Annotated in this window: 24 protein-coding genes; 15 read left to right on the top strand and 9 right to left on the bottom strand. The window is 71.8% G+C overall.

What is annotated here, in order from left to right:
- Window positions 1-117: 117 nt before the first annotated feature.
- A complete protein-coding gene (locus UO65_RS03785) occupies window positions 118-915 on the bottom strand; it encodes a M10 family metallopeptidase domain-containing protein (RefSeq protein WP_035278740.1) in 798 nt (265 codons plus the stop codon).
- 212 nt (window positions 916-1127) lie between these two features.
- Here UO65_RS03785 and UO65_RS03780 point away from each other — a divergent pair, with 212 nt between their 5' ends.
- From UO65_RS03780 to UO65_RS03760, 5 genes are all read left to right on the top strand, one after another.
- Window positions 1128-1862, top strand: coding sequence for a response regulator transcription factor (locus tag UO65_RS03780; protein ID WP_052020636.1), 735 nt, complete (start codon window positions 1128-1130; stop codon window positions 1860-1862).
- Between the two features lie 521 nt (window positions 1863-2383).
- Complete coding sequence (locus UO65_RS03775) at window positions 2384-4876, top strand: nitrate- and nitrite sensing domain-containing protein (RefSeq protein ID WP_035278739.1); 2493 nt, start codon at window positions 2384-2386, stop codon at window positions 4874-4876.
- An 80-nt stretch (window positions 4877-4956) separates the two neighbouring features.
- On the top strand, window positions 4957-5397 hold the full coding sequence (locus UO65_RS03770) for a roadblock/LC7 domain-containing protein (RefSeq protein WP_035278738.1): 441 nt from the start codon (window positions 4957-4959) through the stop codon (window positions 5395-5397).
- Window positions 5398-5425: 28 nt separating this feature from the next.
- Window positions 5426-5797, top strand: a complete 372-nt coding sequence (locus UO65_RS03765) for a DUF742 domain-containing protein (RefSeq protein ID WP_308075389.1) — start codon at window positions 5426-5428, stop codon at window positions 5795-5797.
- Between the two features lie 3 nt (window positions 5798-5800).
- The gene (locus UO65_RS03760; protein ID WP_035278733.1) at window positions 5801-6373 is read left to right on the top strand and encodes a GTP-binding protein; all 573 of its coding nucleotides are present in this window, start codon (window positions 5801-5803) and stop codon (window positions 6371-6373) included.
- A 1057-nt stretch (window positions 6374-7430) separates the two neighbouring features.
- Here UO65_RS03760 and UO65_RS03755 read toward each other — a convergent pair.
- Together UO65_RS03755 and UO65_RS03750 are read right to left on the bottom strand one after the other, a co-directional pair.
- Entirely contained in the window at window positions 7431-8801 is a 1371-nt protein-coding gene (locus tag UO65_RS03755) for a tryptophanase (RefSeq protein ID WP_035278730.1), read from the bottom strand.
- 75 nt (window positions 8802-8876) lie between these two features.
- On the bottom strand, window positions 8877-9914 hold the full coding sequence (locus UO65_RS03750; protein WP_233427429.1) for a tryptophan dimethylallyltransferase family protein: 1038 nt from the start codon (window positions 9912-9914) through the stop codon (window positions 8877-8879).
- 696 nt (window positions 9915-10610) lie between these two features.
- On the opposite strand from UO65_RS03750, the gene UO65_RS03745 reads away from it, so the two are divergent.
- The 6 genes from UO65_RS03745 to UO65_RS03720 all read left to right on the top strand — a co-directional run bounded on the left by UO65_RS03745 (window position 10611) and on the right by UO65_RS03720 (window position 16708).
- The gene (locus tag UO65_RS03745) at window positions 10611-11927 is read left to right on the top strand and encodes a hemolysin family protein (RefSeq protein ID WP_233427428.1); all 1317 of its coding nucleotides are present in this window, start codon (window positions 10611-10613) and stop codon (window positions 11925-11927) included.
- Window positions 11924-12961 (top strand): hemolysin family protein, encoded by a 1038-nt coding sequence (locus tag UO65_RS03740; RefSeq protein WP_035278723.1) that lies wholly within the window; start codon window positions 11924-11926, stop codon window positions 12959-12961. The genes UO65_RS03745 and UO65_RS03740 overlap by 4 nt, the downstream gene beginning before the upstream one ends.
- Window positions 12962-13093: 132 nt before the next feature.
- Window positions 13094-13807, top strand: a complete 714-nt coding sequence (locus UO65_RS03735) for a DUF998 domain-containing protein (protein ID WP_084175282.1) — start codon at window positions 13094-13096, stop codon at window positions 13805-13807.
- A 12-nt stretch (window positions 13808-13819) separates the two neighbouring features.
- On the top strand, window positions 13820-14710 hold the full coding sequence (locus tag UO65_RS03730; RefSeq protein WP_035278721.1) for an oxygenase MpaB family protein: 891 nt from the start codon (window positions 13820-13822) through the stop codon (window positions 14708-14710).
- Window positions 14711-14832: 122 nt separating this feature from the next.
- Complete coding sequence (locus tag UO65_RS03725; protein WP_035278720.1) at window positions 14833-15666, top strand: MaoC/PaaZ C-terminal domain-containing protein; 834 nt, start codon at window positions 14833-14835, stop codon at window positions 15664-15666.
- A gap of 55 nt (window positions 15667-15721) precedes the next feature.
- Complete coding sequence (locus UO65_RS03720; RefSeq protein WP_035278717.1) at window positions 15722-16708, top strand: DNA topoisomerase IB; 987 nt, start codon at window positions 15722-15724, stop codon at window positions 16706-16708.
- 34 nt (window positions 16709-16742) lie between these two features.
- Here UO65_RS03720 and UO65_RS03715 read toward each other — a convergent pair whose 3' ends face one another.
- The 3 genes from UO65_RS03715 to UO65_RS03705 all read right to left on the bottom strand — a co-directional run bounded on the left by UO65_RS03715 (window position 16743) and on the right by UO65_RS03705 (window position 20423).
- Entirely contained in the window at window positions 16743-19097 is a 2355-nt protein-coding gene (locus UO65_RS03715) for a glycoside hydrolase family 65 protein (RefSeq protein ID WP_035278716.1), read from the bottom strand.
- Window positions 19094-19825: an HAD family hydrolase gene (locus UO65_RS03710; protein WP_035278715.1), complete on the bottom strand. Its 732-nt coding sequence runs from the start codon at window positions 19823-19825 to the stop codon at window positions 19094-19096. The genes UO65_RS03715 and UO65_RS03710 overlap by 4 nt, the downstream gene beginning before the upstream one ends.
- A gap of 364 nt (window positions 19826-20189) precedes the next feature.
- A complete protein-coding gene (locus UO65_RS03705; RefSeq protein ID WP_035278714.1) occupies window positions 20190-20423 on the bottom strand; it encodes a DUF6480 family protein in 234 nt (77 codons plus the stop codon).
- A gap of 83 nt (window positions 20424-20506) precedes the next feature.
- Here UO65_RS03705 and UO65_RS03700 point away from each other — a divergent pair, with 83 nt between their 5' ends.
- The 3 genes from UO65_RS03700 to UO65_RS03690 are packed head-to-tail and all read left to right on the top strand — an operon-like array spanning window position 20507 to window position 21715.
- Complete coding sequence (locus UO65_RS03700; RefSeq protein WP_035278713.1) at window positions 20507-20920, top strand: phage holin family protein; 414 nt, start codon at window positions 20507-20509, stop codon at window positions 20918-20920.
- Window positions 20917-21450, top strand: coding sequence for a DUF3618 domain-containing protein (locus UO65_RS03695; RefSeq protein WP_084175281.1), 534 nt, complete (start codon window positions 20917-20919; stop codon window positions 21448-21450). The genes UO65_RS03700 and UO65_RS03695 overlap by 4 nt, the downstream gene beginning before the upstream one ends.
- Window positions 21451-21454: 4 nt before the next feature.
- Window positions 21455-21715 carry a DUF4235 domain-containing protein gene (locus UO65_RS03690; RefSeq protein WP_110082582.1) on the top strand — a complete coding sequence of 87 codons (261 nt, stop codon included), beginning with the start codon at window positions 21455-21457 and terminating at the stop codon, window positions 21713-21715.
- A gap of 70 nt (window positions 21716-21785) precedes the next feature.
- On the opposite strand, the gene UO65_RS03685 is transcribed toward UO65_RS03690, so the two are convergent.
- Genes UO65_RS03685 through UO65_RS03675 form a run of 3 tightly spaced genes read right to left on the bottom strand, consistent with a single transcriptional unit; the run spans window position 21786 to window position 23475 of the window.
- A complete protein-coding gene (locus tag UO65_RS03685; protein WP_035278712.1) occupies window positions 21786-21989 on the bottom strand; it encodes a hypothetical protein in 204 nt (67 codons plus the stop codon).
- A gap of 14 nt (window positions 21990-22003) precedes the next feature.
- Complete coding sequence (locus UO65_RS03680; protein ID WP_084175280.1) at window positions 22004-22984, bottom strand: TIGR03557 family F420-dependent LLM class oxidoreductase; 981 nt, start codon at window positions 22982-22984, stop codon at window positions 22004-22006.
- Complete coding sequence (locus UO65_RS03675; RefSeq protein ID WP_052020632.1) at window positions 22981-23475, bottom strand: hypothetical protein; 495 nt, start codon at window positions 23473-23475, stop codon at window positions 22981-22983. Before UO65_RS03675 ends, UO65_RS03680 begins: the two co-directional genes overlap by 4 nt.
- Before the next feature lie 569 nt (window positions 23476-24044).
- On the opposite strand from UO65_RS03675, the gene UO65_RS03670 reads away from it, so the two are divergent.
- On the top strand, window positions 24045-24431 hold the full coding sequence (locus UO65_RS03670; protein WP_161784423.1) for a hypothetical protein: 387 nt from the start codon (window positions 24045-24047) through the stop codon (window positions 24429-24431).
- Window positions 24432-24511 lie beyond the last annotated feature (80 nt).

Here is a 24511-nt window from a genome sequence, read left to right as displayed (position 1 = left end):
GTGCACTTCGCTGTATTGCTCCGCTGCCCGACACATTCACCCACCCGGGCTTCTCCGTGGCCGGGTCGCCGGTGTGGTGGACGGTCGACTGGCTGCGCTTGTGGGTCCGAGGTCCGCTCAACCCCGGGCCGCCAGTGCGGCCAGGCCCGCGTAGTCGCCCGCGCCCAGGGTGCGGCGGCTGGTTTCGCACGGGGGTGAGGCGGGCGTCATGACCTGGTCGGGGTTCGCCGTCTGGTCCACGTGGGCCAGTCCCGCCGTGTGCAGGCGTTCGTGGGTCAGCGTGGTTTCCAGGTCGTAGGCGTTCGCGCAGTTCTGGGGGCGGGTGGTGAACCAGGTGTGGGCGCGGTTGTCGAGCAGGGTGTCGGAGGTGAGGACGATGCCCTGTTGGGTGGCGTAGGTGCAGGTGTAGGCCAGCACCCCCGGGGGCAGTGCGCCCCAACTGGTGACCGACTTGCCGTCGTTGCCGGTGCAGCGGCCGTTCGCGCTGATCTGCGCGGTGGCGCCGACTTCGCCGCCGTAGGCGTGGACCGTGGTGAAGGTGGCGGGTTCGCCGCAGCGGTTGATGCCCGTGGCGACGGTGTCGGAGGCGCTGGTGAGGGCGGGCAGCGCGGTGTCGGCGACGGCGGGGGCGGCGGCCGTGCCGTTGTAGTACCAGGTCAGGGTTCCGCTGATCCGCCACCTGTTGAGGGCGTAGGAGTGGTCGGTGCACGCGGTGTCGGTGGTCGGGCGCGGCGCGGCTGCCGGTCCGCCCGCCCGGATGGCGCTCGCGATGACGCGGGTGCCATCGGCGGTGACCGCGCCCCGCGCCGGGGCCCCGGGGGCCACGGTCGCACCCGGGGTGTCCAGCGTGGCCGCCACCGCCGCGGCGAGGACGAGGGCGGCGGCGGTGGTGGCGCCGTGGCTGCTGCTGCGCATGGTGTTCCTCCCCGGGGGCGTGGTCGCCTGCGACGACCCTGCCGGGGCTCGGGTGCGCGACGGTTGCCCGCTCGGTTGCGGGTCGGTTGCGCCCGCCGCCGGGGTGGCCACCCGGTCGGGTGACGTGTCCCGTGCGGACGGTCGGGTGCGGTCGTACTTTGGTCCGGCACGGGCCGGGCGGACGCGGGCCGCCGAGGGAATGGGGTGGCCGGGTGGCCCGGATACTGGCCGTCGACGGCGAGCCGGGTGTCGAGCGGGTGCTGCGGGGGTTGTTCGGCGGCAGCGGGCACGAGTTCGTGTCCACCTCGGACGGGCGGTCCGCGCTGCGGCTGCTCTACCGGGTGCGCCCCGACCTGGTCCTGCTGGGCGTGGAATTGCCCGGGGTGGACGGCTGGTCGGTGCTGGAGCGGGTGCGCGACCTCGCCGACCTGCCGGTGCTGCTGCTCGGCGCGCACGACACCGTCTCGGCCAAGGTGCGCGGCCTGCGCGCGGGCGCCGACGACTACCTGGCCAAGCCGTTCTCCTGCTCGGAGCTGCTGGCCAGGGTGGAGGCGCTGCTGCGCCGCTGCGCCGGTGCCGGGGCGGGCGGGGCCGCCGGGGTCTTCGACGACGGCCTGGTGCGCGTCGACCACCGGACCCGGGTGGTGACCGCCGCCGGGCGGGAGGTGGAGCTGACCGCCATCGAGTTCCGGCTGCTCACCACCCTGGTGCGGCACGCGGGGGCGGTCCTGTCGCTCGGCCAGCTCCTCGCGGCGGTCTGGGACGACCCGGCGGGGGTCGGGCCGGACCGGGTGAAGTTCGCGGTGCTGCGGCTGCGCCGCAAGCTCGGGTGGGGCGGGCGGGACTCGCCCATCCTCGCCGTGCGCGGCGTCGGGTACCGCTACCGGGCCGCCCCGGGCCGGGTGCGGGCCCACGGGGTTTCCGGAGTGGTTCCAGAAATGTCCTGAATAGATTCCCTGGGTACCCGACACGCCCGGGTGCGCGGCGCTCGTCGCCCAGGGTGTGCCGCGTTTCCGCCAGGCGGGTGAGCGGCCACCCGGGTGTCTCAGGGGTCGGACCGGGTGCTTTCACGGAAGAGTGAACCGGTAGGCTTTGTCCTCGCGCACCGCAGGTGAACACTGGCTCTGAGTAAGATGGATCATGGTTCAGTCCAGCGTTTCACTCGTGAGGGCGATTACCTCATTGGGGGGCGCGCGTACGAATACAGGTGAGAGTCGAGACGCACACCAGATGTGCCGATGCGAGGTGTTGTCCGTGCGACGCGTGCCGCTGACCAGCGTGCCGCCTGCGGGCGCGCGCCCTCGGCGCCACCGCGGCTCACCCCGCCACCGGGCGGACCCGGGCCCACAAGGCACACCGCGGTCCGCCCCACCCCCGTGGACCACCCCCACCCGTCCCCGCACGAACCCCTGATCGGGGCGCGGACACGCGCGCAGCCGCGTGCCGCGGCCAGGAACCGTGGAGAGCCGTGAAGCTGAAGAACGGTGCGCCCGCCAAGTCGCCGACGACGATCCGGTCCCGGCTGACCGGTGTCGTCGTCGTGCCCAGCGTCATCCTGCTGGTGATGTGGGCGGTCTTCTCGTCCTACACCGTCTTCGACGGCATCTACCTCAAGGCCGTGACCAGCGGCGTCAAGGACGCCTCGATCCCGGCGATCAACACCTTCGCCGCGCTGCAGCGCGAGCGGCAGTTGACCATGACCGCGCTGAGCGCCCCCGGCACCAACGACGGCCCCCTCGCCGCGCAGCAGCAGACCACCGACAAGGCGATCCAGGACCTGGACACCGCCCTCACCGCCCTCGCCACCAGCGCCCCCGCCGAGGTCAACGAGAAGGTCACCGCCCTCAACCAGGCACTCGACCCGCTGCAGCAGCGCCGCGCGCAGGTCGAGACGGGCCGGGCCACCCAGGTGGAGATCTACGACTACTACAACAGCGTCCTCGACGCGGGCGCCGACCTGTTCGACACCCAGGCGCGCATCGTCCCCGACGCCGTCGTCGTGCAGGCCGGTCTGACCGCGACCGACTTCTTCCGCTCCGCGGACCGCATGTCCCGGGCCTCCTCGCTGGCCTCCGCCGCCATCGCCGCCCGCGGCTTCACCGCCGACCGGCACGTCGACTTCGCCACCCTGGTCGGCTCCTACCGGGCCACCATGGCAACCGCGGCGACCAACGGGACCGACAGCGTCCGGGACGCCTACCGCAAGCTCACCGGCTCCGACGCCTGGACCCGGCTGACCGCGGCCGAAGACGCCATGATCGGCCTGGTCCCCACCGACCGGGTCTCCGGCCGCGACGCCGACGAGGCGGTGCCGCCGATCTCCGCCGGGGACTGGGAGGCGCTGAGCAACGACACCTCCGAGCAGATCCTCAACCTGGCCAGGCAGCAGGCCACCGGCGGCGTCGACCTGGGCCTGCAACGCGCCGACGACAAGTTCTTCGAGGTCATCGTCGGCTCGCTGATCGCCTTGCTCGCGGTGGTCACCGGCATCGTGCTCGCCGTCCGCATCTCCCGCCGACTGGTCAACAAGGCCCTGGTCACCCGGCTCGACGAACTCAAGAACGACTCCCTGAAGCTGGCCCACGAGCGGCTGCCCGGGATCGTCGACCGGCTGCGGCAGGGCGAGCGGGTCGACGTCGGCGCCGAGGTCCCCCCGCTCGACTACGGCACCGACGAGATCGGGCAGGTGGCCGACGCGTTCAACGCCGCGCAGTACACCGCCATCGCCGCCGCGGTGAAGGAGAGCCAGGCCCGCGAGGGCGTCAACCGCGTTTTCCTCGGCATCGCCCACCGCCACCAGGGCCTGGTCCACCGCCAGCTCAAGATCCTCGACAAGATGGAGCGCGAGGAGGAGAACCCCGAGCACCTCGACGCGCTGTTCCAGCTCGACCACCTCGCCACCCGCGCCCGCCGCAACGCCGAGAACCTGATCATCCTCGCCGGCGAGCAGCCCGGCCGCCAGTGGCGCAAGCCGGTGCGCCTGCTCGACATCCTGCGCGCCGCCGTCGCCGAGACCGAGCAGTACGTCCGCGTCCGCGTCCGCCAGGTGCCCGACGTCGCCCTGCAGGGCGTCGCCGTCGCCGACACCATCCACCTGGTCGCCGAGCTGGTCGACAACGCCGCGTCGTTCTCCCCGCCCCGCTCGCAGGTCGAGGTCTACACCTCCCAGGTCTCCGGCGGCGTCGTCGTCGAGATCGAGGACCACGGCCTCGGCATGACCGCCGAGGACCGCGAGCAGGCCAACCAGATGCTCGCCCACCCGCCCGAGTTCGACGCCATGGCGCTGCGCGGGGAATCCCGCCTGGGCCTGTTCGTCGTCGCCCGGCTGGCCGCGCGCCGGGCCATCCGCGTCGAGTTGCGCGAGTCGCCCTACGGCGGCACCGTCGCACTGGTGTTCATCCCGTCGGAGATCGTCGCCGAGAACGTCGATTTCGTGCCCGAATCCGACACCCCCAGCCCCCGGCCGCGCAAGCAGCTCGACCGCGCACCGGAGGAGGGCGGCGGCACCGCCGTCGCGCTGGACACCGCCGTGGAGACCGTGGACTCGCCCTACCGGGGCGGGATCGACAAGTTCTGGTCCGACGCCCTGGGCGAGGACGGGGGATCGATCACCACCGCGGACCCCGACGCCGCCCAGTGGCCCCTCACCGACGAGGAAGCGCCGGAGACCCCGCACGCGGACGCGCTCCCGGTCGAGAACGGAGTTGGGCAGTCGCACACGCAGAACGGGCACTCGCGGTCGGAGGGCGAACGCCCCCTGCTGCCGCGGCGCAAACGACAGCAGAACCTCGCCCCCCAGCTCCGCGACGAACCGCTGGTCCCGGACTGGGAGGCCGACCCGCTGCCGCAGGCCGGGGAGCACACCGCCGAACGGGTGCGCAACACGATGTCGGCCTTCCAGCGCGGAACCCGGGACGCCCGGCGCGCCGAGGACACCGACGAGGACCGGACCGGGCAGTGACGCACCGGTGCCGTGGGTGACCACGGGATAGTGATGATCATGTCGAAGTGTTGTGTGACAACGGGGAAGGACAGCACACGGTGAACGACAAGATCGGCCAGGACCAGCAGCTGAACTGGCTTTTGGACGACCTCGTCCGCAGGGTGGTGGGCATCCGCCACTCGGTCGTGCTCTCCGCGGACGGACTGCTGCTCGGGCGCTCCGCAGAGCTGTCCAAGGACGACTCGGAGCACCTCTCGGCCATGGCCTCGGCCTTCCAGAGCCTGGCCAGGGGCACCGGCAGGCAGTTCAACGGCGGCCAGGTGCGCCAGACCATCGTCGAGATGGACCACGCGTTCCTGTTCGTCACCGCCGCGGGCCGCGGCGCCTGCCTCGCCGTCCTCGGCGAGGAGGACGCCGACGTCGGCATGATCGCCTACGAGATGAACATGCTGGTCAAGCGGGTCGGCGCCCACCTGGCCTCGGCACCGCGCGGCGGGGCCGCCGCCCCGGTCGCGGTCCCCGGCAGGCGCCCGTCATGACGGCGGCCGCCCCGGCGGTGGCGCCGTGGTGACCGGGGACCAGGACTGGTGGTTCGACGAGGCGGCGGGCCCACTGGTGCGCCCGTACGCGATGACCAGGGGCCGCACCCGCCCCAACGCCCCGAACCTCAACCTGGTGACCCAGATCAGGGCCTCCCGCTCCCCGTCGGACACCTCCGCGCTGAGCCCGGAACACCTGCAGATCATCGAGGTCTGCACGGTGCCGCTGTCGGTGGCCGAGGTCGCCGCCTACCTCAACGTGCCGCTGGTGGTGGTGAAGGTCCTCATCAGCGACCTGATCGAACGCGGTGACGTCCTCGCGGGGGCGATGTTCCAGACCACGGAGATCACCGACACGAAGCTCCTGCAGGCGGTACTCGATGGCATTCGGAGGATCTGACAGGTGAGCGACACGCTGGTGATCCCCACCTCGGTCAAGATCGTGGTGGCGGGCGGCTTCGGCGTCGGCAAGACCACGATGGTGAACTCGGTGAGCGAGATCCCGCCCCTGCGGACCGAGGAGGTCCTGACCGAGGCCAGTGTCGGCGTCGACGACATGCGCCTCATCGAGGGCAAGGAGACCACCACGGTCGCCCTCGACTTCGGCCGCATCACCATCAACCCGCAGGTGGTCCTGTACCTCTTCGGCACCCCCGGGCAGAACCGCTTCTGGTTCATGTGGGACGAACTCGCCCACGGCGCCCTCGGCGCCATCGTCCTGGTCGACACCCGCAGGCTCGACTCGAGCTTCCCCTCGATCGACTTCTTCGAGCGCAGGCACATCCCCTTCATCGTCGCCGTCAACGGCTTCGAGGGCTCCTGGGACCACACGGTCGAAGAGGTCCGCCAGGCCCTCGACATCGACCCCTCGGTCCCGGTCGTCCGCTGCGACGCCCGCGAACGCGAGTCGAGCAAGGAGGTCCTGGTGCGGCTCGTGCAGTACACGATGGACCAGCTCGCACGCGCGTCGGCCTGACCCGGTCGGGGGTCCTCGGTATCCTGGGGTCGCGGAGGGGTTTCTGTCCCAGGTGCCCGGGATGGTGGCAGGCGCTCGCCGGTCCGATCTGAGTTGTCCACAGGCACTCGGTCGGAGGGCCTGGATTGTCGGTGGTCGCGGGTAAGCTTGAGTCGGAATGGCGCGCGGGGGCGAGGACGGTCACGGGGGTGGTGGTGATGGCGGCTCGCAGACGTTGCTGTGCACCACGCCCAGGCCGCCCTGCCCAGTCACGGCCACACCACCGAAGGCGAGCCGCCCACCGCTGACCCCCGCCGGGCCTCACTGCTGCGCCCGGCGGTGAACGCTGCGGTCCCGTGTTGCGGGTGCACCCACGCGGCCGTGCCTGGTGGCGAAAGCTGCGGTCCCGTGTTGCGGGCGCACCCGTGTTGCCGCGCCTGGCGGTGAAGGCTGCTGTCCCGCGCTGCGGGCCACACCCGGAGGGCACGCCTGGCATTGAGCGCCGTGTTCCCGCATTGCCGCCACGTCCGGCCGGGAGCGCTGCGATCGCACCTGGAGGTCACGGCTGGCGGTGAGCGCCGTGCGGTCCCGCTGTGGCCATGTCCGGAGTCGTGCCTGGCGTGGGCGCTGCGGCGATGTGCTGCGGTGTGGAAGCCGGGCGGTTGCAGCGCAGCCTCAGGGCACCACCGGCCGGGGGCGCTGGCAGGTGCTCTCGGCGCGCTCTCGGTGCGATCGGCCGGGTGGCGGGGCAGGTGCTCCTCGGCAAGCCGCTGGAGGCTGGGCAGCCGGGGTGATCTCGCCACCGAGCGCGCTTGGTGCTCACCTCTCCGTCCGGTGCGCGGCGGTGCTCCGGTGTGCGTACTGGAGGGGCGGGCTCTCGCCCGCCCCTCGGAGGCAGCCGCACGGGACCCAACTCACGTAGGTCAGCCGCATGGAACCCGCCCCTGGAGTCAGCCGCGCGGAACCCACCTCTCGGAGGTCAGCCCTACGGGACCCAAGCCGTTGGGGCCAGCCGCGCGGAACCCGCTCATAGGGTCAGCCGTACGGGGCCAATCCCTCGGAGGTCAGCCCTACGGGATCAGTCCCGTACCGGCTCGACCCGGCAGTTGAAGTGCCGCAGCAGCGGCGGGGACTCCACCACCCGGTAGCCCGGCACCGAGGTCGGGTCCTTGGCGATCTCGCCCAGGATTTCCGCCACGTACTCGAGGTGGCTCTGGGTGTAGACCCGGCGGGGGATGGCCAGGCGGACGAGTTCGTACGGGGCCGCCTTGACCAGGTTGCCTTCGGCGTCTTCCTCGCCGAGGTAGAGGGAGCCCAGTTCGGCGCAGCGGATGCCGCCCGCGAGGTAGAGTTCGGTGGCCAGGGCGTGGCCGGGGAAGCGGTGCGGGGGGAGGTGGGGCAGGAGCCGTCCGGCGTTGAGGTAGAGGGCGTGGATGCCCGCGGGTTCGACGATGGAGACGCCGACCGTGTTGATGAGTTCGCCGAGGTAGCGGGTGGCGTCTTCGCGGGAGCGCAGGTAGTCGGGGTCGACTACCTCCTCCATTCCCGTGGCCAGCATTTCCAGGTCCCGGCCTGCCAGGCCGCCGTAGGTGCGGAAGCCCTCGGTGGCGGTGAGGACCAGTTCGCACTGCTTGGCGAGGGCCTCGTCGCGGATGGCGAGGAAGGCGCCCATGTGGGCGATGGCGTCCTTCTTGAGGCTGGCGACCGCGCCGTCGGCCAGGTCGAACGCGGCTCGGGCGACCTCGTGCGGGGTCTTGTCGGACCAGCCTTCCTCGCGCTGGATGACCAGCCAGGCGTTCTCGGCGAAGCGGGCGGCGTCGAGGAAGCAGGGGACGCCGTGGGCGCGGCAGAGTTCGGTGGCGGCGGCGAGGTTGGCCATGGAGACCGGTTGGCCGCCGCCGCCGTTGTTGGTGACCGTCATGATGACCTGGCCGACCGGGTCGGGGCCTGCGAGCGCGGCTTCGAGGGCGGCGAGGTCGATGTTGCCCTTGAACGGGTCGCGGCTGTCGAGGTTCCCGGCCTCCGCGCACGGCAGGTCGACGGCGGTGCCGCCGGAGAGCTGGACGTTGGCCCGGGTGGTGTCGAAGTGGGTGTTGCTGATCGACAGGTCACCCGGCTTGAGGACGGCGCCGAAGAGGATGCGCTCCGCGGCCCGGCCCTGGTGCACCGGCATGATGTGCGGGTAGCCGGTCAGGTCCTCCACCACCTTGCGGAAGCGGAAGAACGACCGCGCCCCGGCGTAGGTCTCGTCGCCGAGCATCCCGGCTGCCTGCTGCGCCGAGGAAAGGGCGTTGGTGCCCGAGTCGCTGAGCAGGTCGATGGTGATTTCGTCGGCCCGCAGATTGAACGGGTTGTAGCCCGCCCGGGCCATTGCCGCCTCGCGCTCGGCCCGGGTGAGAATGGGGATGGGCTCGACGACCTTGATGCGGTACGGCTCCATCAGCGGCATCGGCGGTTACTTCCTTTTCGTTTGTCGCGTGGGTTCGTGACCCATTTCGGTGCGGTGTACGCAACCACACCGGAGTTATGCCGCGCCCGCCCTGGCCCGGGACGGGCGGTTCACCTCGTAGGCCTCGGCCGACAGGTACACCGTGACGCCCGGCCGCGGCGGGCCCATCCGCAGCGACACGTGCGCCAGCAGCCCGACGCCCTCGGCCAGCGGTCGGTCGGTGACCGCGCGCACCGCCCGCTCCAGCGCCGCGGTGTCCACCCCGAAGCTGCGCAGCGCCCGCCGCGTCCGGTCCAGCGCCACCGCGTCGTCGCGCACGTAGTCGCGCACCGGCACGTACAGCGAGTACCCCTTCGGTCGGGCGGAGTCGCTGGCCAGGAAGGTGTGGCTGGACACCAGCGGCCTGCGCAGGAACGGGCCCGGCCCGCCGACCAGCGCGGTGAACTCGGCGACCCGCGCGGTGTCGGCGGCGTCGGCGGCGCCCGCGGCCGACTGCGCCTCGGCGGCGGTCGCGGCGAAGTGCGACTGGTAGAGCTTCACCCTGGCCGAGGCGGTGTCCTCCAGGTCGAGGGCGAAGAACGAGAACCGGTCCAGGGTGGACCCCGGCCGGGGCTGGTGGGCGAGAATCCAGTCGAAGCTGCCGGTGAAGCCCAGCCTGCTCAGCGCGGTGCGGACCAGGCTGTCGGCCTTCGCCTGGCCGCGCACCTCCGGGTTGAGGTAGACCTTGACCATGGGCGGGCCCTCGGACCGGACCACGAAGGAGAACCACAGGGTGAACACGCCCTGCGGGTCCTCGGGCAGGAACAGGTCGCGCACCTCGTCGAACTTGTCCGTGGCCAGCGGGTAGCGCTCGGCCAGCCGGTCCAGCGCGGCCAGTGCGGCGGCCATGTTCTGCCGCGGCCCCGGCGCGGCCGCCACGCACTCGATGAGCATCCGCAGCGTGTGCGAGCCATCCTCCTCGAAGGCCACCGAGTACTCCACGGGGGAGTGGTCGTCGGCGACGTCGGAGCGCCACAGCGGCGGCTCGGCCAGACCCCGGGTGCCCGCCGGGCCCAGCAGGTCCGCCACCACCTCGACCACCTCGTCGGCGCGGTGCTCCAATCCGATGGCCAAGCACAACCGCCGCAATTGGGCGCCCGTGTATTCATTGACCGACACAGCCCGCATCACGACTCCGAGATTCTTCACCGGTGATATCGATGTCCGAGCAACGTACGGGTCCTGTGGAACCAGTTCGTACCGCCAAGCTGGTGATCCACATCCGTCGTGGCCTCACCGAGCGTAAATGAAGGTATTGCCGAAAAGTCGTGGTTGATCACACCGGGGCTTCGTGCTAAGGACGTCAATTCGACCACGGAGGGTGTCATACCACCGGCAAATAAAAGGTGTGAACAAATTCACTGTAATGCTTTCACTCGGATGGGTGACACGCCTTGACAACCCGGGTGATCAGCTCGGATGTCCGAACTCCGCCACCGCGCGGCGTCGGTCCAATCCGCTCCGGCGTCTGCACGTGCAGATCGGCTGATGTCACTCCCGGTAGCCGGGGTGCGGCTCGGCGCGATCTTCGTCACTCCTCCCGCGAGGTGGGCCGAACGGGTTCAACCCGGCGCGTCCCCGATGGTCACGATTTGGTCTGTACCGGTGGGTAACAAACCGTCCTCGATGGACGGTCAGGTACCCGCACGCCGTCCGACCAGCCCGGTTTGCCCGTGTTAGCGTGAGTGGCATGACTTCGCCAGATGGCTGCAGTACGCGGCCGGGCCCGGCCCGGCCGCTCCGTGAGTCCCAGGTGATCACCCCGTGCTGATGCTGCTCGGACTCGCTTCCGTCCTGCTCCTCACCGCCGCCACCGGCTACTTCGTCGCGCAGGAGTTCGCCTACGTCGCGGTCGACCGCAACCGCCTGCGCCAGCTCGCCGAAGAGGGCGACAAGGCCGCGGAACGCGCCTTCGCCGTCACCCAGAAGCTGTCGTTCATGCTGTCCGGCGCGCAGTTCGGCATCACCGTCACCGCGCTGCTCGTCGGCTACGTCTCCGAGCCCTACCTCGGCGGCGGCATCGCCGAACTGCTCGGCCTGACCGGCCTGCCCGCGGGCGCCACGACGGCGATCTCGGTCGTCTTCGCGCTGCTGTTCTCCACCGCGGTGCAGATGGTCTTCGGCGAACTCGCGCCGAAGAACCTGGCCATCGCCAAGCCGGAGGCGCTCGCCAAGGCGCTGAGCCGGTCCACTTTGATCTACCTGACCGTCGGCGGGCCGCTGATCCGGTTGTTCGACAACGCCTCCAACCGGTTGCTGCGAGCCCTGGGCATCGAACCCATCGAGGAGCTGCCGCAGGGCGCCACCGCGGAGGACCTGCGCGGCATCATCGACGAGTCGCGCGAGGAGGGTCAGCTCGACGCGGGCACCTCCCGGCTGCTGGAGGGCGGGCTCGACTTCCGCACCCTCACCGCGGGCCAGGTCATGACCCCGAGGGTGGACGTGCACACCCTGCGCGCCGAGGACCCCGCCTCCCGCCTGGTCGAACTGCTCGACACCGGCCGCTCCCGCTTCCCGGTCATCGGGTCCGACGTGGACGACGTCGTCGGCGTGGTGGGCATCGCCGAGCTGCTGACCGTGCCCGCCGCCGAGCGGGCCACCACGCCGATCGCCGAGGTCGCCACCGTCCCGCTGTTCCTCCCGGAGAGCCTGGCGCTGCCGGAGGTGCTGGAGCGGCTGCGGCTCGAGCACCGGCAGCTCGCCTGCGTGGTCGACGAGTTCGGCGGCTTCGCCGGGGTGGTGTCCTTCGAGGACGTCGCCGAGGAGGTCGTCGGGGAGATCCTGGACGAGGACGACCACATGGAGGAGCGCGCCGTGGCCAACGGCGACGGGTCCTGGTCGGTGCCCGCGCGCTGGCGGGTCGACGAGGTCGCCGAGGTGACCGGGATCGAGCTGCCCGCGGGCGCCGAGTACGACACGGTCAGCGGGCTGGTCCTGCAGCGGCTCGGCCGCGTGCCGCGCCCGGGGGACCGGGTCACCGTCGAGGTCGACGGGGGCGGGGCGGTGGTCGTGGAGGTCGCCGAGATCACCCGGCACGTCCCGAGCACCGTCACCGTCCGCCCGGCCGACGCGGAGGTGACGGCGTGAGCGTCGGACCCGCCCTGGGGATCTCACTGGTCCTGCTGGTGCTCAACGCGTTCTTCGTGGCCGCCGAGTTCGCGCTGGTGGCCTCCAAGCGGCATCGGCTGGAGGAGGCCGCCGCGCACGGCAGCCGCGCGGCGCGGGCGGCGATCGAGGGCTCCAAGGAGCTGTCGATGATGCTCGCGGGCGCCCAGCTCGGCATCACCCTGTGCACGCTGGGGCTCGGCGCGCTGGCCAAGCCCGCGGTGGCGGAGCTGCTGTCGCCGGTGTTCACGTTCCTCGGGCTGTCGCGGGCGTGGGCGTACCCGATCGCCTTCGTGCTGGCCGTGGTGCTGGTGGTGTTCCTGCACATGGTCGTCGGCGAGATGATGCCGAAGTCCTGGGCGATCTCGCACCCGGAGCGCTCCGCGCTGCTGCTGGCGCTGCCGTTCCGCGCGTTCACCCGCGCCACCCGCGCGGTGCTGCGCGCGCTCAACGGGGTGGCCAACGCGACCCTGCGCCTGGTCCGCGTCGACCCGCAGGACACCGTCGCCTCCGCGCACGGGCCCGACGACCTGCGGCTGCTGCTGCGCGAGTCCCGCGAGCACGGTCTGCTGCCCGAGTCGCAGCACCGGCTGCTCACCGGGGTCCTGTCGGTGCAGACCTCCACCGTCGCGCAGGTGATGGCCGCCAGGGACGAGATGGTCACCACCACCCCCACCTCGACGGCCGCCGAGGTCGAGGAGCGCAGCCGCGAGACCGGGCGCTCCCGGCTGGTGGTCGTGTCCCCGGGCGGGGACCCGGTCGGCATCGTGCACGTCCGCGAGGCCGTCCGCGCCACCATGGCGGGCCTGGACACCACGGTGGCGGAGCTGATGACCGACCCGCTGGTGCTGCCGAGGGACCTGCCCGCCGCCGAGGCGGTCACCCGGATGCGGGCCGAGCGCTCGCAGTTGGCCCTGGTCTCCGGCCCGGGGGGCGAGGTCGTCGGCCTGGCCGCCCTGGAGGACCTGCTGGAGGAGATCCTGGGCGAGTTCGACGACGAGACCGACACCGCCTGACCCGCGGCCCCGCCAAAGGAAGCGCCCGAGAAGCTGACAGCGACGCCCGTCGCTGTCAGCTTCTCAGCTTTTCATCATGTCCCGCGCCTAACCTCGCACCCGGACAAAGCGGACCCGCAGAGGAGAGCGCCCATGACGGTGGTCGACCACGACCCGGCCGAGGTGGCCACCGGGACGACGAGGGAGCGGGTCGCGGCCCTGGCGCCCCTGGCCGGGCTGCTGGCCATCGTCGCCGGGGTCGTCACGCTGCTGGTGCTGCACGTCGTGCCGCCGACGAACGCGCTCGACCCGGTGCGCCGCACGCTGAGCGAGTACGCCCTCGGCGAGGCCAAGTGGGCCTTCGACGGCTCGCTGGTGCTCATCGCGGCCGGCTCCGCGCTGGTGTTCGCCACCGCCGTGCGGCGCCGGGCGCCCACGGTGGCGCTGCTGTTCGGTGCGGTGTGGACGGTGAGCCTGCTGGTGATCGTGGCGTTCACCAAGACGAATTGGGCGGTGGGGCCGAGCATCGGCGGCACCATCCACCGCTACGCCAGCGTCGCCGCGTTCGTCTCGCTGCCGGTCGCCGTCCTGGTCGCGGTGCGGCGGGTCTTCCCCGACCGGCCCGGCTGGCGGTGGGCGGCGCGCGGCTGCGCGGTCGTGTCGCTGCTGTGGTTCGGCACCATCGTCGTCGGGGCGGTGAACATGGCCCTCGGCGGGCCGCCGTGGTGGCGGTTCGTGCCGCTGGGGCTGGTGGAGCGCATGGTCGCCTTCGCCGCCGTCGCCGGGCTGGCGGTGCTCGCCCTGGGGATGGTGCGTACTGGCGGTATGGGGCATACTCGCGGTACGGGCGAGGACGCCCGCGGGTAGAGGAGGCGCCGGATGCGTGGTCGGTATGCGAACCTGCGGCGGATCGAGTCGCTGGACCCGGTCGTCGACCACCACGAGATCTACCGCATCTCCTCGGGGCTGGAATTTCCCTGGGACTACCAGCGGTCGCTGGAGTTCGCCCTGTTCCGCACCTACTGCGTGCCCAGCATCTCGGCGCTGCTCGACGCCACCGGCGAGTTCGCCCGCCGCCCCCAGCGCCGCTACGACGACACCGCCCTGCTGATGGCGGAGCTGGCCGAGCACGGCTACGACTCCCCGCGCGGGCGGGCGTCGCTGCGGGTGGTCAACCGGATGCACGCGCGCTACCGCATCGACAACGCCGACATGCTCTACGTGCTGACCACCTTCATCTACGACCCGATCGACTGGATCACCGCGTACGGCTGGCGCCCGCTGTCGGACCACGAGCGGCTGGCGGCCTTCCACTTCTACCGCGCCGTCGGCACCCGCATGGGCATCACCGACATCCCCGAGGACTACGACGAGTTCCGCGCCTTCAAGGCGGACTACGAGCGCACGCACTTCGTCTACAGCGACACCAACCACCGCGTGGGCGTGCACACCAGGGAGCTGCTGTGCTCCTGGTACCCGCGCCCGTTCGCACCCCTGGTGCGCCTGGCCGTCCACGGCCTGATCACCCCGCAGATGCGCGCCGCGTTCGGCTTCCCCGCCGCCCCGGCGTGGCTGACCAGGCTGGAGCACGGCGCCCTGCGCGCCCGCTCGGCGGTGGTCCGGCTGCTGCCCCCGCGCCGGGTGTCGCGCCTGGCCAACGACGCGAAGAACCGCACCTACCCCGGCTACCCGGAGGGCTACGAGCCCGGCGACCTCGGCGCCCCGGAACCCCGGGACCTCGACCCGGGGTGGCTGCGCCCGTCGCGGTGATGCTCACCGGGCACCGTCTCCCCTGGCACCCGGCGACAAGTTCCCGCCCGGGGCGTGACGCGCCCTCGGGGCCTGTGCCACGGTGGCGCGGTCAGCGCCGACCGGCCGGGAAAGGGAGCACGATGCCCGACTTCACCACCGCCGCCCTCGGGGAGTGGACCGAGCCGGAGACCTTCGAGGTCACCGCCGAGCGGATCGCCGCCTACGCCGAGGCCACCAACGACCCGATCCCCGCGCACCGGGCCGGGGAGGTGGCGCCCCCGGTGTTCGGGATCGTGCCCGTGTTCCGGGCCCTCGGGCCCGCCGCGTTCGCCGTGGCGCCGCTGGAACTGGTGCCGTTCCTGGTGCACGGCGAGCACGACTTCACCTTCCACCGCCCCATCCGCCCCGGTGACGTGCTCACCAGCCGCGCCCGCCCGATCGGGGTGGTGTCCAGGGAGCGCGGCACCGCGGTCGTGGTCCACACCGAGACCCGCGCGGCCGACGGGGAACCGGTCAACGAGCAGTGGATGACGTCCTACTTCCGCGGCGTCGACGGCGGGGTCACCGAGGGGGAGCGCGCCCCCGGCCACGCCTTCGACGAGTCGCTGCGCGCTGCGGAGCCCACCGCCACCGTCGCCGCCCACCTCGACGACGACCAGACCCACCGCTACAGCCCCGCCGCGGGCGACCCCATGCCCATCCACCTCGACCCGGAGATGGCCAGGAGCGTCGGCCTGCCCGGCATCATCGTCCACGGCATGTGCACCATGGCCATGACCTCGTGGGCCGCGCTCACCGCCTTCGCCGACGGCGACACCGCGCGCCTGCGGCGACTCGCCGTCCGCTTCGCCAAGCCGGTCCTGCCCGGCCAGGACATCAGCACGGCCTTCCACGCCACCGGCACCGGCCACATCTTCGAGACCACCGTCGGCGACACGGTCGTGATCAAGGACGGCCTGGCGGTCCTCGGCTGAGTTGTTTGCCCGCGCCCTCCCCGGGAATGTCCCACCCGGACACGGGGAGGTGCGCGTGCGTCTGCGCCGCAGCAAGTGCGACGGTCCCGGCGTGCGGCGGGTCCGCCGCGGCCGGGGCTTCGCCTACGTCGACGAGTCCGGCGACCGGGTGGACGACCCCGCCGTCCTCGACCGCGTCCGCGAACTCGTCATCCCGCCCGCCTGGCAGGACGTGTGGATCTGCCCGCACCCCAACGGCCACATCCAGGCCGTGGGCACCGACGACGCGGGCAGGCGCCAGTACCTCTACCACGAGCGGTGGCGCTCGCAGCGCGACGAGCAGAAGCACGAGCGCGTCCTGGCCCTGGCCCGCAGGCTGCCGAAGATCCGCACCCGCATCCACGACGACCTGGTCCAGCCGGGCCTGAGCCGCGAACGGGTGATCGCGGGCGCCCTGCGCATCCTCGACCGCGGGGTGTTCCGGGTGGGCGGGGAGGAGTACGCCGAGGACTCGCGCGGGGTGGCGACCCTGCTGCGCTCGCACGTGCGGGTGCGCCGCGACGAACTGGCCTTCCACTTCCCGGCCAAGGGCGGGGTCGACCGGGAGGCGGTGATCCGCGACGCCGAACTGGCCGATCTCGTGCGGGCCCTGCGCCGGGGCAAGGCCGACGGGGACCGGCTCTTCGCCCACGGCGGGCACGTGATCCGGGCCGAGGAGGTGAACGAGCGGTTCAAGCGGTTCGCGGGGGAGCGGTTCACGGTGAAGGACATGCGCACCTGGACGGCCACGGTCCTGGCCGCGGCCGAGTACGCCGCGCGGGAGCAGCCGTCCTCGAAGACGGCGGCTCGGCGGTTGGACGCGGAGGTGATGCGGGCGGTGGCCGAGCAGTTGGGGAACACCCCGACCGTGGCCCGGCAGTCCTACGTGGACCCGAGGGTGGTCGAGGCGTTCCACTCCGGCCGGTCGATCGAGGCCACCCTGCGCCGCATCCGGGGCAAGCCGGAGGAGGAGATCCGCGAACCGCTGGAGCGGGCCGTGATCCGCCTGCTCAAATCCTCCTGACCGGCTGCCCTGATCCGCCCCGGTACGGGGAACGCTACGAGGATTCACCTGCGCGGCGGGCGCCTCGGCGGGGCTCGCGGCCGTGGGGCTGCTGCGGGGTGGGGTTGTCCGGGGCGGGTGGGATGCCCAGGGTGACGGGGGAGGGACCGATCTCGACCGGTTCGCCGTGGTGGGTGGTGGTGATCGGATCGCCGGAGACCAGGTGGTAGGTGGCGTTGTCGTGGGTGACCTCGACGCGCAGGCGGGTGCCCCGGAAGGACATGCGGAAGGACACCCGGGACAGCCCGCGCGGGAGGCGGGGGGCGAAGGTCAGTTCGCCGCCGTGGTCGCGCATGCCGCCCAGGCCCGCGACGACCGCCTGCCAGGCGCCCGCCAGGGAGGCCATGTGCAGGCCGTTCTTGACGTTGCCGTGCAGGTCGTCGAGGTCGGTCAGGGCGGCTTCGGCGAGGTAGTCGTAGGCGAGGTCCAGGTGCCCGCACTCGGCGGCCATGACCGCCTGGGTGCCCGCCGAGAGCGACGAGTCGCGGACGGTGCGGGCCTCGTAGTAGGCGAAGTCGCGGGCCTTCTCCTCGGGGGTGAAGGCGTCGCCGCGCAGGTGCAGGGCCAGGACCAGGTCGGCCTGCTTGACGACCTGCTTGCGGTACAGCTCGAAGTACGGGTAGTTCAGCAGCAGCGGGTAGCCGTCCTCCGGGGTGTTCTCGAAGTCCCACTCCTCGTGCTGGGTGAACGCCTCCGCCTGCGGGTGCACGCCCAGCAGTTCGTCGTAGGGCACGTGCATCCGCTCGGCGGCGTCGGCCCAGACCGACTTCTCCGCGTCGGTGACCCCCAGGGCCTCGGCGACCCCGGGGTTGCGCTCGCACGCGGCCAGCGCCTCGCGCAGGTTCTTCTGCGCCATCAGGTTGGTGTAGACGTTGTTGTCCACCACCGCGGTGTACTCGTCCGGGCCGGTGACCCCGTCGATGCGGAAGCCGTCGTGCGGGTCGTGGTGGCCCAGCGACGCCCACAGGCGGGCCGTCTCCACCAGCAGCTCCGTGGCGTACTCCCGGTCGAAGTCCTCGTCGCCGGTGGCGGCCAGGTAGCGGGCGGTGGCGTCGGCGATGTCGGCGGAGACGTGGAAGGCGGCGGTCCCGGCGGGCCAGTACGCCGAGCACTCCGCGCCGTTGATCGACCGCCACGGGAACGCCGCGCCGCTCTTGCCCAGCACCTCGGCGCGGTCCCTGGCGGCCTCGAGGGTGCTGTGCCGCCAGCGCAGCGCGTCGCGGGCGGCGTCGGGCATGGTGTAGGTCAGGACCGGGAGGACGAAGGTCTCGGTGTCCCAGAACGCGTGCCCGTCGTAGCCGGGGCCGGTGAGGCCCTTGCCCGGGATGGCCCGGCTCTCCCCGCGCGCCCCCGCCTGCGCGATGTGGAACAGCGCCAGCCGCAGGGCCTGTTGCAGGGCCGGGTCGCCGTCGATCTCGACGTCGGCGGCCTCCCAGAAGTCGTCGAGGAACGCCTCCTGCTCGGCCAGCAGCCCCTCCCAGCCGGTCTGCCGCGCGCCCGCGAGCGCCGCCTCCGCCTGCGCGCGCAGCGCGGGGGCCGAGCGCTGCGCGGACCAGCCGTAGGCCAGGTACTTCGTCACCGACAGCGTCTCACCGGCCGCGATGTCGGCGGCGATGGTCAGCCGGGCCAGGTCGTCCTCGCAACTGATCTCGGTGCGCAGGCCGTCGTTGGCGTCGATCTCGTGGTCCATCGCCGCGGCCATCCGCAGCCCGGACTCCTTGGTGCGGTGCACCAGCACCGCGCGGTACCCCTCCGACCAGTGGAACTCCCCGGCCAGCGGCGACTTCAGCGCCAGCGCCACCCGGGGGTCGCGCGACTCGGACACGATCGGCTCGTTGGCCAGCAGGTCCGACTGGACCACCAACTGCGTGGTGTCCTCCAGCGGGGTCACCTCGTAGCGGATCGCCGCCACCGCCCGCTGGGTGAACGACACCAGCCGCCGGGTCTTCACCAGCACCCGCCGCCCGGTCGGCGACTCCCACTCGGTCTCCCTGGTGAGCACGCCGGTGCGGAAGTCCAGGGTGCGGTGGTGGGTGTGCGCCTTGCCGTAGCGCATGTCCAGCGGCTCGTCCTCGACCAGCAGCCGCATGATCTTGCCGTCGGTCACGTTCACGACCGTCTGCCCGGCCTCGGGGTAGCCGTAGCCCGCCTCGGCGTAGGGCAGCGAGTGCTCCTCGTAGAACCCGTTGAGGTAGGTGCCCGGCAGCCCGACCGGTTCGCCCTCGTCCAGCGAGCCGCGCATCCCCAGGTGGCCGTTGGCCAGCGCGAAGGCCGACTCGGTGCGGTGCAGCTGGTCGACGTCGATGGTCTCCCAGCGCAGCCGCCACGGCTCGACGACGAAGCCGCTCACTTGCCCTCCAGCAGCTCGTCGAGCTCGTCGACGACGACGTCGGCGCCCTCGGCGCGCAGCTCGTCGGCCTGGTCGGCGCGGTTGACCCCGACCACGTAGGCGAACTCCCCGGCCCGGCCCGCCCGCACGCCGGAGAGGGCGTCCTCGAACACCGCCGCCTGCGCGGGGGTGACCCCGAGCCGCTTGGCGCCCTCCAGGAAGGAGTCCGGGGCGGGCTTGCCGCGCAGGTTCTCCTCGGCGATGGTGATCCCGTCCACCCGGGCCAGCACGAACGGGGTCAGGCCCGCCACGTCGAGCACGTGCTCGCCGTTCGCCGAGGAGGTCACCACGGCGATCTTGAGCCCGGCGTCGCGCGCGGCCTGCAGGTAGCGCACGGACGCGGGGTAGGGCTGCACGCCGCGCTCGTCGATGATCCGCATCAGGTCGGCGTTCTTGCGGTTGCCGACGCCGTTGACGGTGTCGGCGTCCGGCGGGTCGTCCGGGGTTCCCTCGTCCAGGTGAATGCCGCGCGACTCCAGGAAGGTGCGCACCCCGTCGGCGCGGGGCCTGCCGTCGACGTGGGCGGCGTAGTCGCGGGGGGTGAACGGCGAGCGGTCGCCGTCGGCGCGGGTGGCCAGGAACGCGTCGAACGTCGTGCGCCACGCCTCCTGGTGCAGGGCGGCGGTGCTGGTCAGCACCCCGTCGAGGTCGAAGAGGCAGGCGGTGACCCCGTCGGGCAGTCCGATCATGGGGGCGACGGTACCGCCTGCCGGGGAGGCGGGCAGAGCGGCCTTTGTCCGTTGTCGCGGAGAGTGAGCAGGACCACGGCCGATCGGGAACGCGGGAGGGGGGTCGAGCGTTGAGATGGATGTCGCCCCCCGACCGGGCAGCGCGGACCCACCCCGTACGGAGTTCCCCCCAACTCCAGGGGAAGCGCGTCCCCTCCGGTCGGTGGGGCGACCTGAGCCGCCGACCGGACCGACCCCCACCCCGGGTCCGGTCGGCGGCGCTCCGCTGTTCACGGAAAGTGAGTTTCCCGGGCCGGTGTCCCCGTGGCGGGGGAGTGCGGACCCGGATGGCGCAGTGCGACCGGCGGGTGAACCCCCGCGGAACTCAGAAGATCTTGACGATGCCCAGCAGTGACACGATGGTGAAGCCGATGACGCACAGCACCGCCACCGCCACGAACACCAGGGTCACGATCGGGACGGTCCGGCTGGGGTAGCGCTGCGGCTCGGACAGGCCCTCGGTGGTGCTGCCCGAATCGGGCGGGGTCTCGCCGGGCTGGAGGTCCGCGGAGACGCCGGGGGTGCGGTCGGGGTCGGGGTCGGGAGGAGTGGCGGTCATGCGACCGGATTACCCCGCGCACCGGGGTTCACACCGAACCCGCCCGGTGGTATGAAAACGCCGATCCGGGGTACGCCAGGGGCATGAACGAGCCGAACCGCACATTGGACGCGCGCGAGCTGTCCACCGGGGAGCTGGTCAGCAGACTCAGCGAACAGGTGTCCCGGCTCGTGCGCGATGAACTGTCACTGGCCAAGGTCGAACTCAAGGACAAGGGCAAGCAGGCCGGGGTCGGCGCCGCGCTCGGCGGCTCCGCCGGGGTGCTCGCCTGGTTCGGGGTGGCCGCCCTGATGATCACGGCCATCGCCGCGCTCGCACTGGTCCTGCCCACCTGGGCCGCCGCGCTCATCGTGGCGGGCGTGCTGTTCGCGGTCGCCGCCGTGCTCGGGATGGTCGCGGTGAAGAAGGTCAAGCACGCCACGCCGCCGATCCCGGAGCAGGCCATCGACAGCACCCGCCGCGACGTCGAAGCCGTGAAGGAGAGTGCCCACCGATGAGCGTGGACCCCGACGACAAGAAGGCCCTCGCCGCCGACATCGAGCAGGCCAGGGAGGAACTCGCCGAGACGGTGGACGCCCTGGTCGCCAAGACGGACGTGAAGCGCCGGGTGGGTGAGAAGGCCGAGGAGGTCAAGGCGGAGGTCAAGGCGACCGTCGCGGCCAAGGCGCAGGAGGCCAAGGAGAAGGTCGGCCACGCCAAGGACACCGTGGTCGCCAAGGCCGCCGAGGCCAAGGAGAAAGTCGCGGAGAAGGCCGCCGACGCCAAGGACGCGGCGGTGGAGGCCAAGGAGGCCGCCGCTGCGAAGGTCCGCGGCACGGGCACCCAGGCCACGGCGGGCACGCTCGCCGACGAGGGCCAGGACCCCACCGCGCAGACCAAGGACCTGTTGGCCGGGCAGGCGCTGACCGCCAAGGCCAAGGCCGACCAGGTCGTCGTCACCGCCAAGCGCAACCCGGTGCCGTTCGCGGTCCTCGCCGCCGCGCTGGCCGCGGTGATCGCGCTGATCCTGCGCAACCGGGGGAGGTGACCGGGTGAAGCTGCTCTTCCGCCCGCTCAGCATGCTCATCAGCGTGCTCGGCGGTGTCCTGGCCGGTGCGCTGTTCAAGCGCCTCTGGCGCGGCGCGACCGGTGACGACGAGGCCCCCGAGGCCACCTCGCCGGACCACTCCACCAAGGAGGTGCTGGTCGCCGCGCTGCTGCACGGCGCCATCTTCGGGGTGGTCAAGGCGGCGGTCGACCGCGCCGGTGCCAAGAGCTTCCGCAGGATGACCGGCAAGAACCTCGACAACTGATCCTCCCCGCAATGCCGGAAGCGGCCCCTCCCGCAGGAGGGGCCGCTTCCGGCATTGCGACTGCGGGGGATCAGTCCGGCGGCTCGGTCCCATCGCGCTGCGAGGCTTCCTCGTCGGTGTCCTCGGCGCGGGCCGTCCGGCCCACCACGGGCGTGGGCTCCCGGGTGGAGGACTCGGCGTACTCGTCCAACTCGGCCGTGCTGCGGTCGAGCAGGTCCGGCTCCTCGTCCTTCCCCGGCTCTGCGTTCTTCTGGTCGGAATCCTTGTCGGACACGGGAACCCCTCGATTCAGGCGGACGCTTCGCGCAGGGCGGGCAGCAGTTCGGCCTCCGCGAACGGGAAGAAGCCGTCCTGGTGCTCCCCGCCGATCTGCACGAGCGCCACGTCGGTGAAACCGGCCTCCCAGAACGCCGAGACCGCCTTGACGATCGGCTCGACGTCCGGGCCGCACGGGATGCTCTCGGCAACGTCGGACTCGCGGACGAACTGCGTCGCCCCGGCGAACCCGGCCGGGCCGGGCAGCTCGGCGTTGACCTTCCACCCGCCAGCGAACCAGCGGAACTGCTCGTGCGCGCGGGTCACGGCGGCGTCGCGGTCGGGGTCCCAGCAGATCGGGATCTGCCCGATCTTGCGCACCTCCGCCGCGGGCCGCCCGGAGGCGGCGTCCCACATGGAGCACAGCTCGGCGTCCGGCTCGACGGCGATCAGGTGGTCGGCCATCGGGGCGAACCGCGAAACCGACTGCGCCCCGGACACCGCGACCGCCAGCGGCACCCGGTGCTCGGGCAGGTCCCACAGCTTCGCCGAGTCGACCCGGAAGTGCCTGCCGACGGTGTTGACGTAGTCCCCGGAGAACAGCGCCGAGATGATGTCGACCGCCTCGGTGAGCATCTCGTGCCGCTCGTTGGCGGGCGGCCAGCCCCGGCCCACGACGTGCTCGTTGAGGTTCTCACCCGCCCCCAGGCCGAGGGTGAACCTGTTGTCGGACAACAGGCCCAGCGTCGCCGCCTGCTGCGCCACCACGGTCGGGTGGTAGCGCATGGTCGGGCAGGTCACGTAGGTCATCAGCTCGACCGCCTCGGTGACCTGGCTGACCGCCCCCAGCGTCACCCACGCGTTCGGGGCGTGCCCCTGGGCGGTCAGCCACGGGGAGAAGTGGTCGCTGGAGACCTCGAAGTCGAACCCGGCGGCCTCCGCCGCCGCCGCGTGCCGGACCAGGTCGCGCGGTCCGGCCTGCTCGGTCATCAGGGTGTAGCCGAAGCGGGTCACCGCAGTTCTCCGCGCACCGCCGCGTCCGGGCTGCGGTCCCCGTCGTCGTAGGGGACGGCCGACTCCTCGCGCAGCGAAGCCGCGACCGAGCCGCCCGCCTCGTCGTCGAGTTGGCCTCGGCTCGACGCCCTGGCCAGCACCGGGTCGGCGACCTCGGGCGGGGGCAGCTCGTCGTCGCCGATGATGCGGTCGACGCCCTCCAGGCCCTCGCCGTCGTAGGCGCGCTCGTCGATGCGGTCGTCCAGGCGCGACAGCGGGGTGTCCGCGCCGGGGCGGGTGGCGGAGGCGGACACGTCCGGCTCCTCGGCGGCGAGCCGGTGGTCGAGGTCCTCGCCCTCGCGCTGCTCGCGCGCCGTGGTGCCGAACCGGTTGGCCTCCGCCCAGCGCTCGGGCGGCTCGATGCCCTCCTCCAGCGGGTCGAGCCGCAGGTTGTCCTCGTCGAGGCTCTCCTGCTGGCTGAGGGATTCGGGGCGTTCACCATCGGTACTCATGCGACCGACCTACCCGGCGGCGGCCCCGGACAAACTCGAGGCCGGTGTCAGCGGGGCCGCGAGCGCGTCGGTCCCACCGCGCCCGTCCCCGGGCTCCCTCCTGCTCCGTTCAGGTGTACGGAGGGCGGGGTTTCCAACCGCGGGTCTTGTTCGTGGGTGAACCACCCGTTTGTCGGTCATCGCCCGAGGCTCGTTGCGGGCGGTGACCCAGAGTGGTCGTCAAGAAGGGCGACTCATTTCAAAACTGGTAACAGTAACAGGCGTTCACCGTGTAACGTTTCTGGCGTAGGGAGTACGAGCTGTGGCGTTCGGCCGTCTCCGTCCGAATGCGACGTGAACGCGTGGCCCGTTGCGGGATCACCCGAATGCCATGTTTGTGCCTCCCGGAAACGACATCGGTGATCCACCCGGCGTGATCATGGGATGTCTTGGGCTCGTGGGCTCGAACCGGTGCCTTGCCAATGGAAAAGGGATCGGCTTACATATGTCGAGCCACCCCCGAGTAGGTGGCGGAAAAACTCCCCAAAACCCAAGAATACGAGGTTCTCGTGCGCAACAAGCTGGCATCGATGGCGGCAATGGTCGGCGTGGCGGCATCCCTGCTCATCGGCGGGGCCACCGCCGCGCAGGCCACCACGACCGTTCCCGACGCCTCCTGTGTCAACTCCGACCCGTTGGGCCTGGTCAACGTCGTGACCTGCACCATCAACACCACCGTCCAGGTCCCGATCGACATCCCGATCGACTCGGTGATCACCTTCGGGGACATCCTCAGCAACAACCACGTGCTCTCCGGCAACGAGCTGGACCTGCTGGAGGTCACCCTGGAGGACTTCCTCAACAACAACACCATCAGCGACAACCTCGTCTTCAAGAACAACCTCGTCGACGTCATCGACGACATCAACGTCATCGACGACATCGACGTGAGCAAGATCTTCATCGACCTGCTCTGATTCACCGGGCGGACCGGTGGCACCTTTCCGTGGAAAGGTGCCACCGGTTCTCCTTTGTCTCGGGTTCGAGTTGTCGTGGT

It is taken from the genome of Actinokineospora spheciospongiae (assembly GCF_000564855.1).
Taxonomy (GTDB): domain Bacteria; phylum Actinomycetota; class Actinomycetes; order Mycobacteriales; family Pseudonocardiaceae; genus Actinokineospora; species Actinokineospora spheciospongiae.
The sequence above is the reverse complement of the archived record's forward strand: the minus strand, read 5'-3'. Positions and strand labels throughout refer to the sequence as shown.

Bases quoted from the DNA above. Each gene is read 5' to 3' on its own strand.
- UO65_RS03735 (WP_084175282.1), top strand. From the start codon at position 13,094: ATGACGGTGGTCGACCACGACCCGGCCGAGGTGGCCACCGGGACGACG.
- UO65_RS03670 (WP_161784423.1), top strand. From the start codon at position 24,045: ATGGCGGCAATGGTCGGCGTGGCGGCATCCCTGCTCATCGGCGGGGCC.
- UO65_RS03785 (WP_035278740.1), bottom strand. From the start codon at position 915: ATGCGCAGCAGCAGCCACGGCGCCACCACCGCCGCCGCCCTCGTCCTC.
- UO65_RS03755 (WP_035278730.1), bottom strand. From the start codon at position 8,801: ATGCCGCTGATGGAGCCGTACCGCATCAAGGTCGTCGAGCCCATCCCC.
- UO65_RS03705 (WP_035278714.1), bottom strand. From the start codon at position 20,423: ATGACCGCCACTCCTCCCGACCCCGACCCCGACCGCACCCCCGGCGTC.
- UO65_RS03725 (WP_035278720.1), top strand. From the start codon at position 14,833: ATGCCCGACTTCACCACCGCCGCCCTCGGGGAGTGGACCGAGCCGGAG.
- UO65_RS03700 (WP_035278713.1), top strand. From the start codon at position 20,507: ATGAACGAGCCGAACCGCACATTGGACGCGCGCGAGCTGTCCACCGGG.
- UO65_RS03675 (WP_052020632.1), bottom strand. From the start codon at position 23,475: ATGAGTACCGATGGTGAACGCCCCGAATCCCTCAGCCAGCAGGAGAGC.
- UO65_RS03695 (WP_084175281.1), top strand. From the start codon at position 20,917: ATGAGCGTGGACCCCGACGACAAGAAGGCCCTCGCCGCCGACATCGAG.
- UO65_RS03730 (WP_035278721.1), top strand. From the start codon at position 13,820: ATGCGTGGTCGGTATGCGAACCTGCGGCGGATCGAGTCGCTGGACCCG.
- UO65_RS03745 (WP_233427428.1), top strand. From the start codon at position 10,611: ATGCTGCTCGGACTCGCTTCCGTCCTGCTCCTCACCGCCGCCACCGGC.
- UO65_RS03710 (WP_035278715.1), bottom strand. From the start codon at position 19,825: ATGATCGGACTGCCCGACGGGGTCACCGCCTGCCTCTTCGACCTCGAC.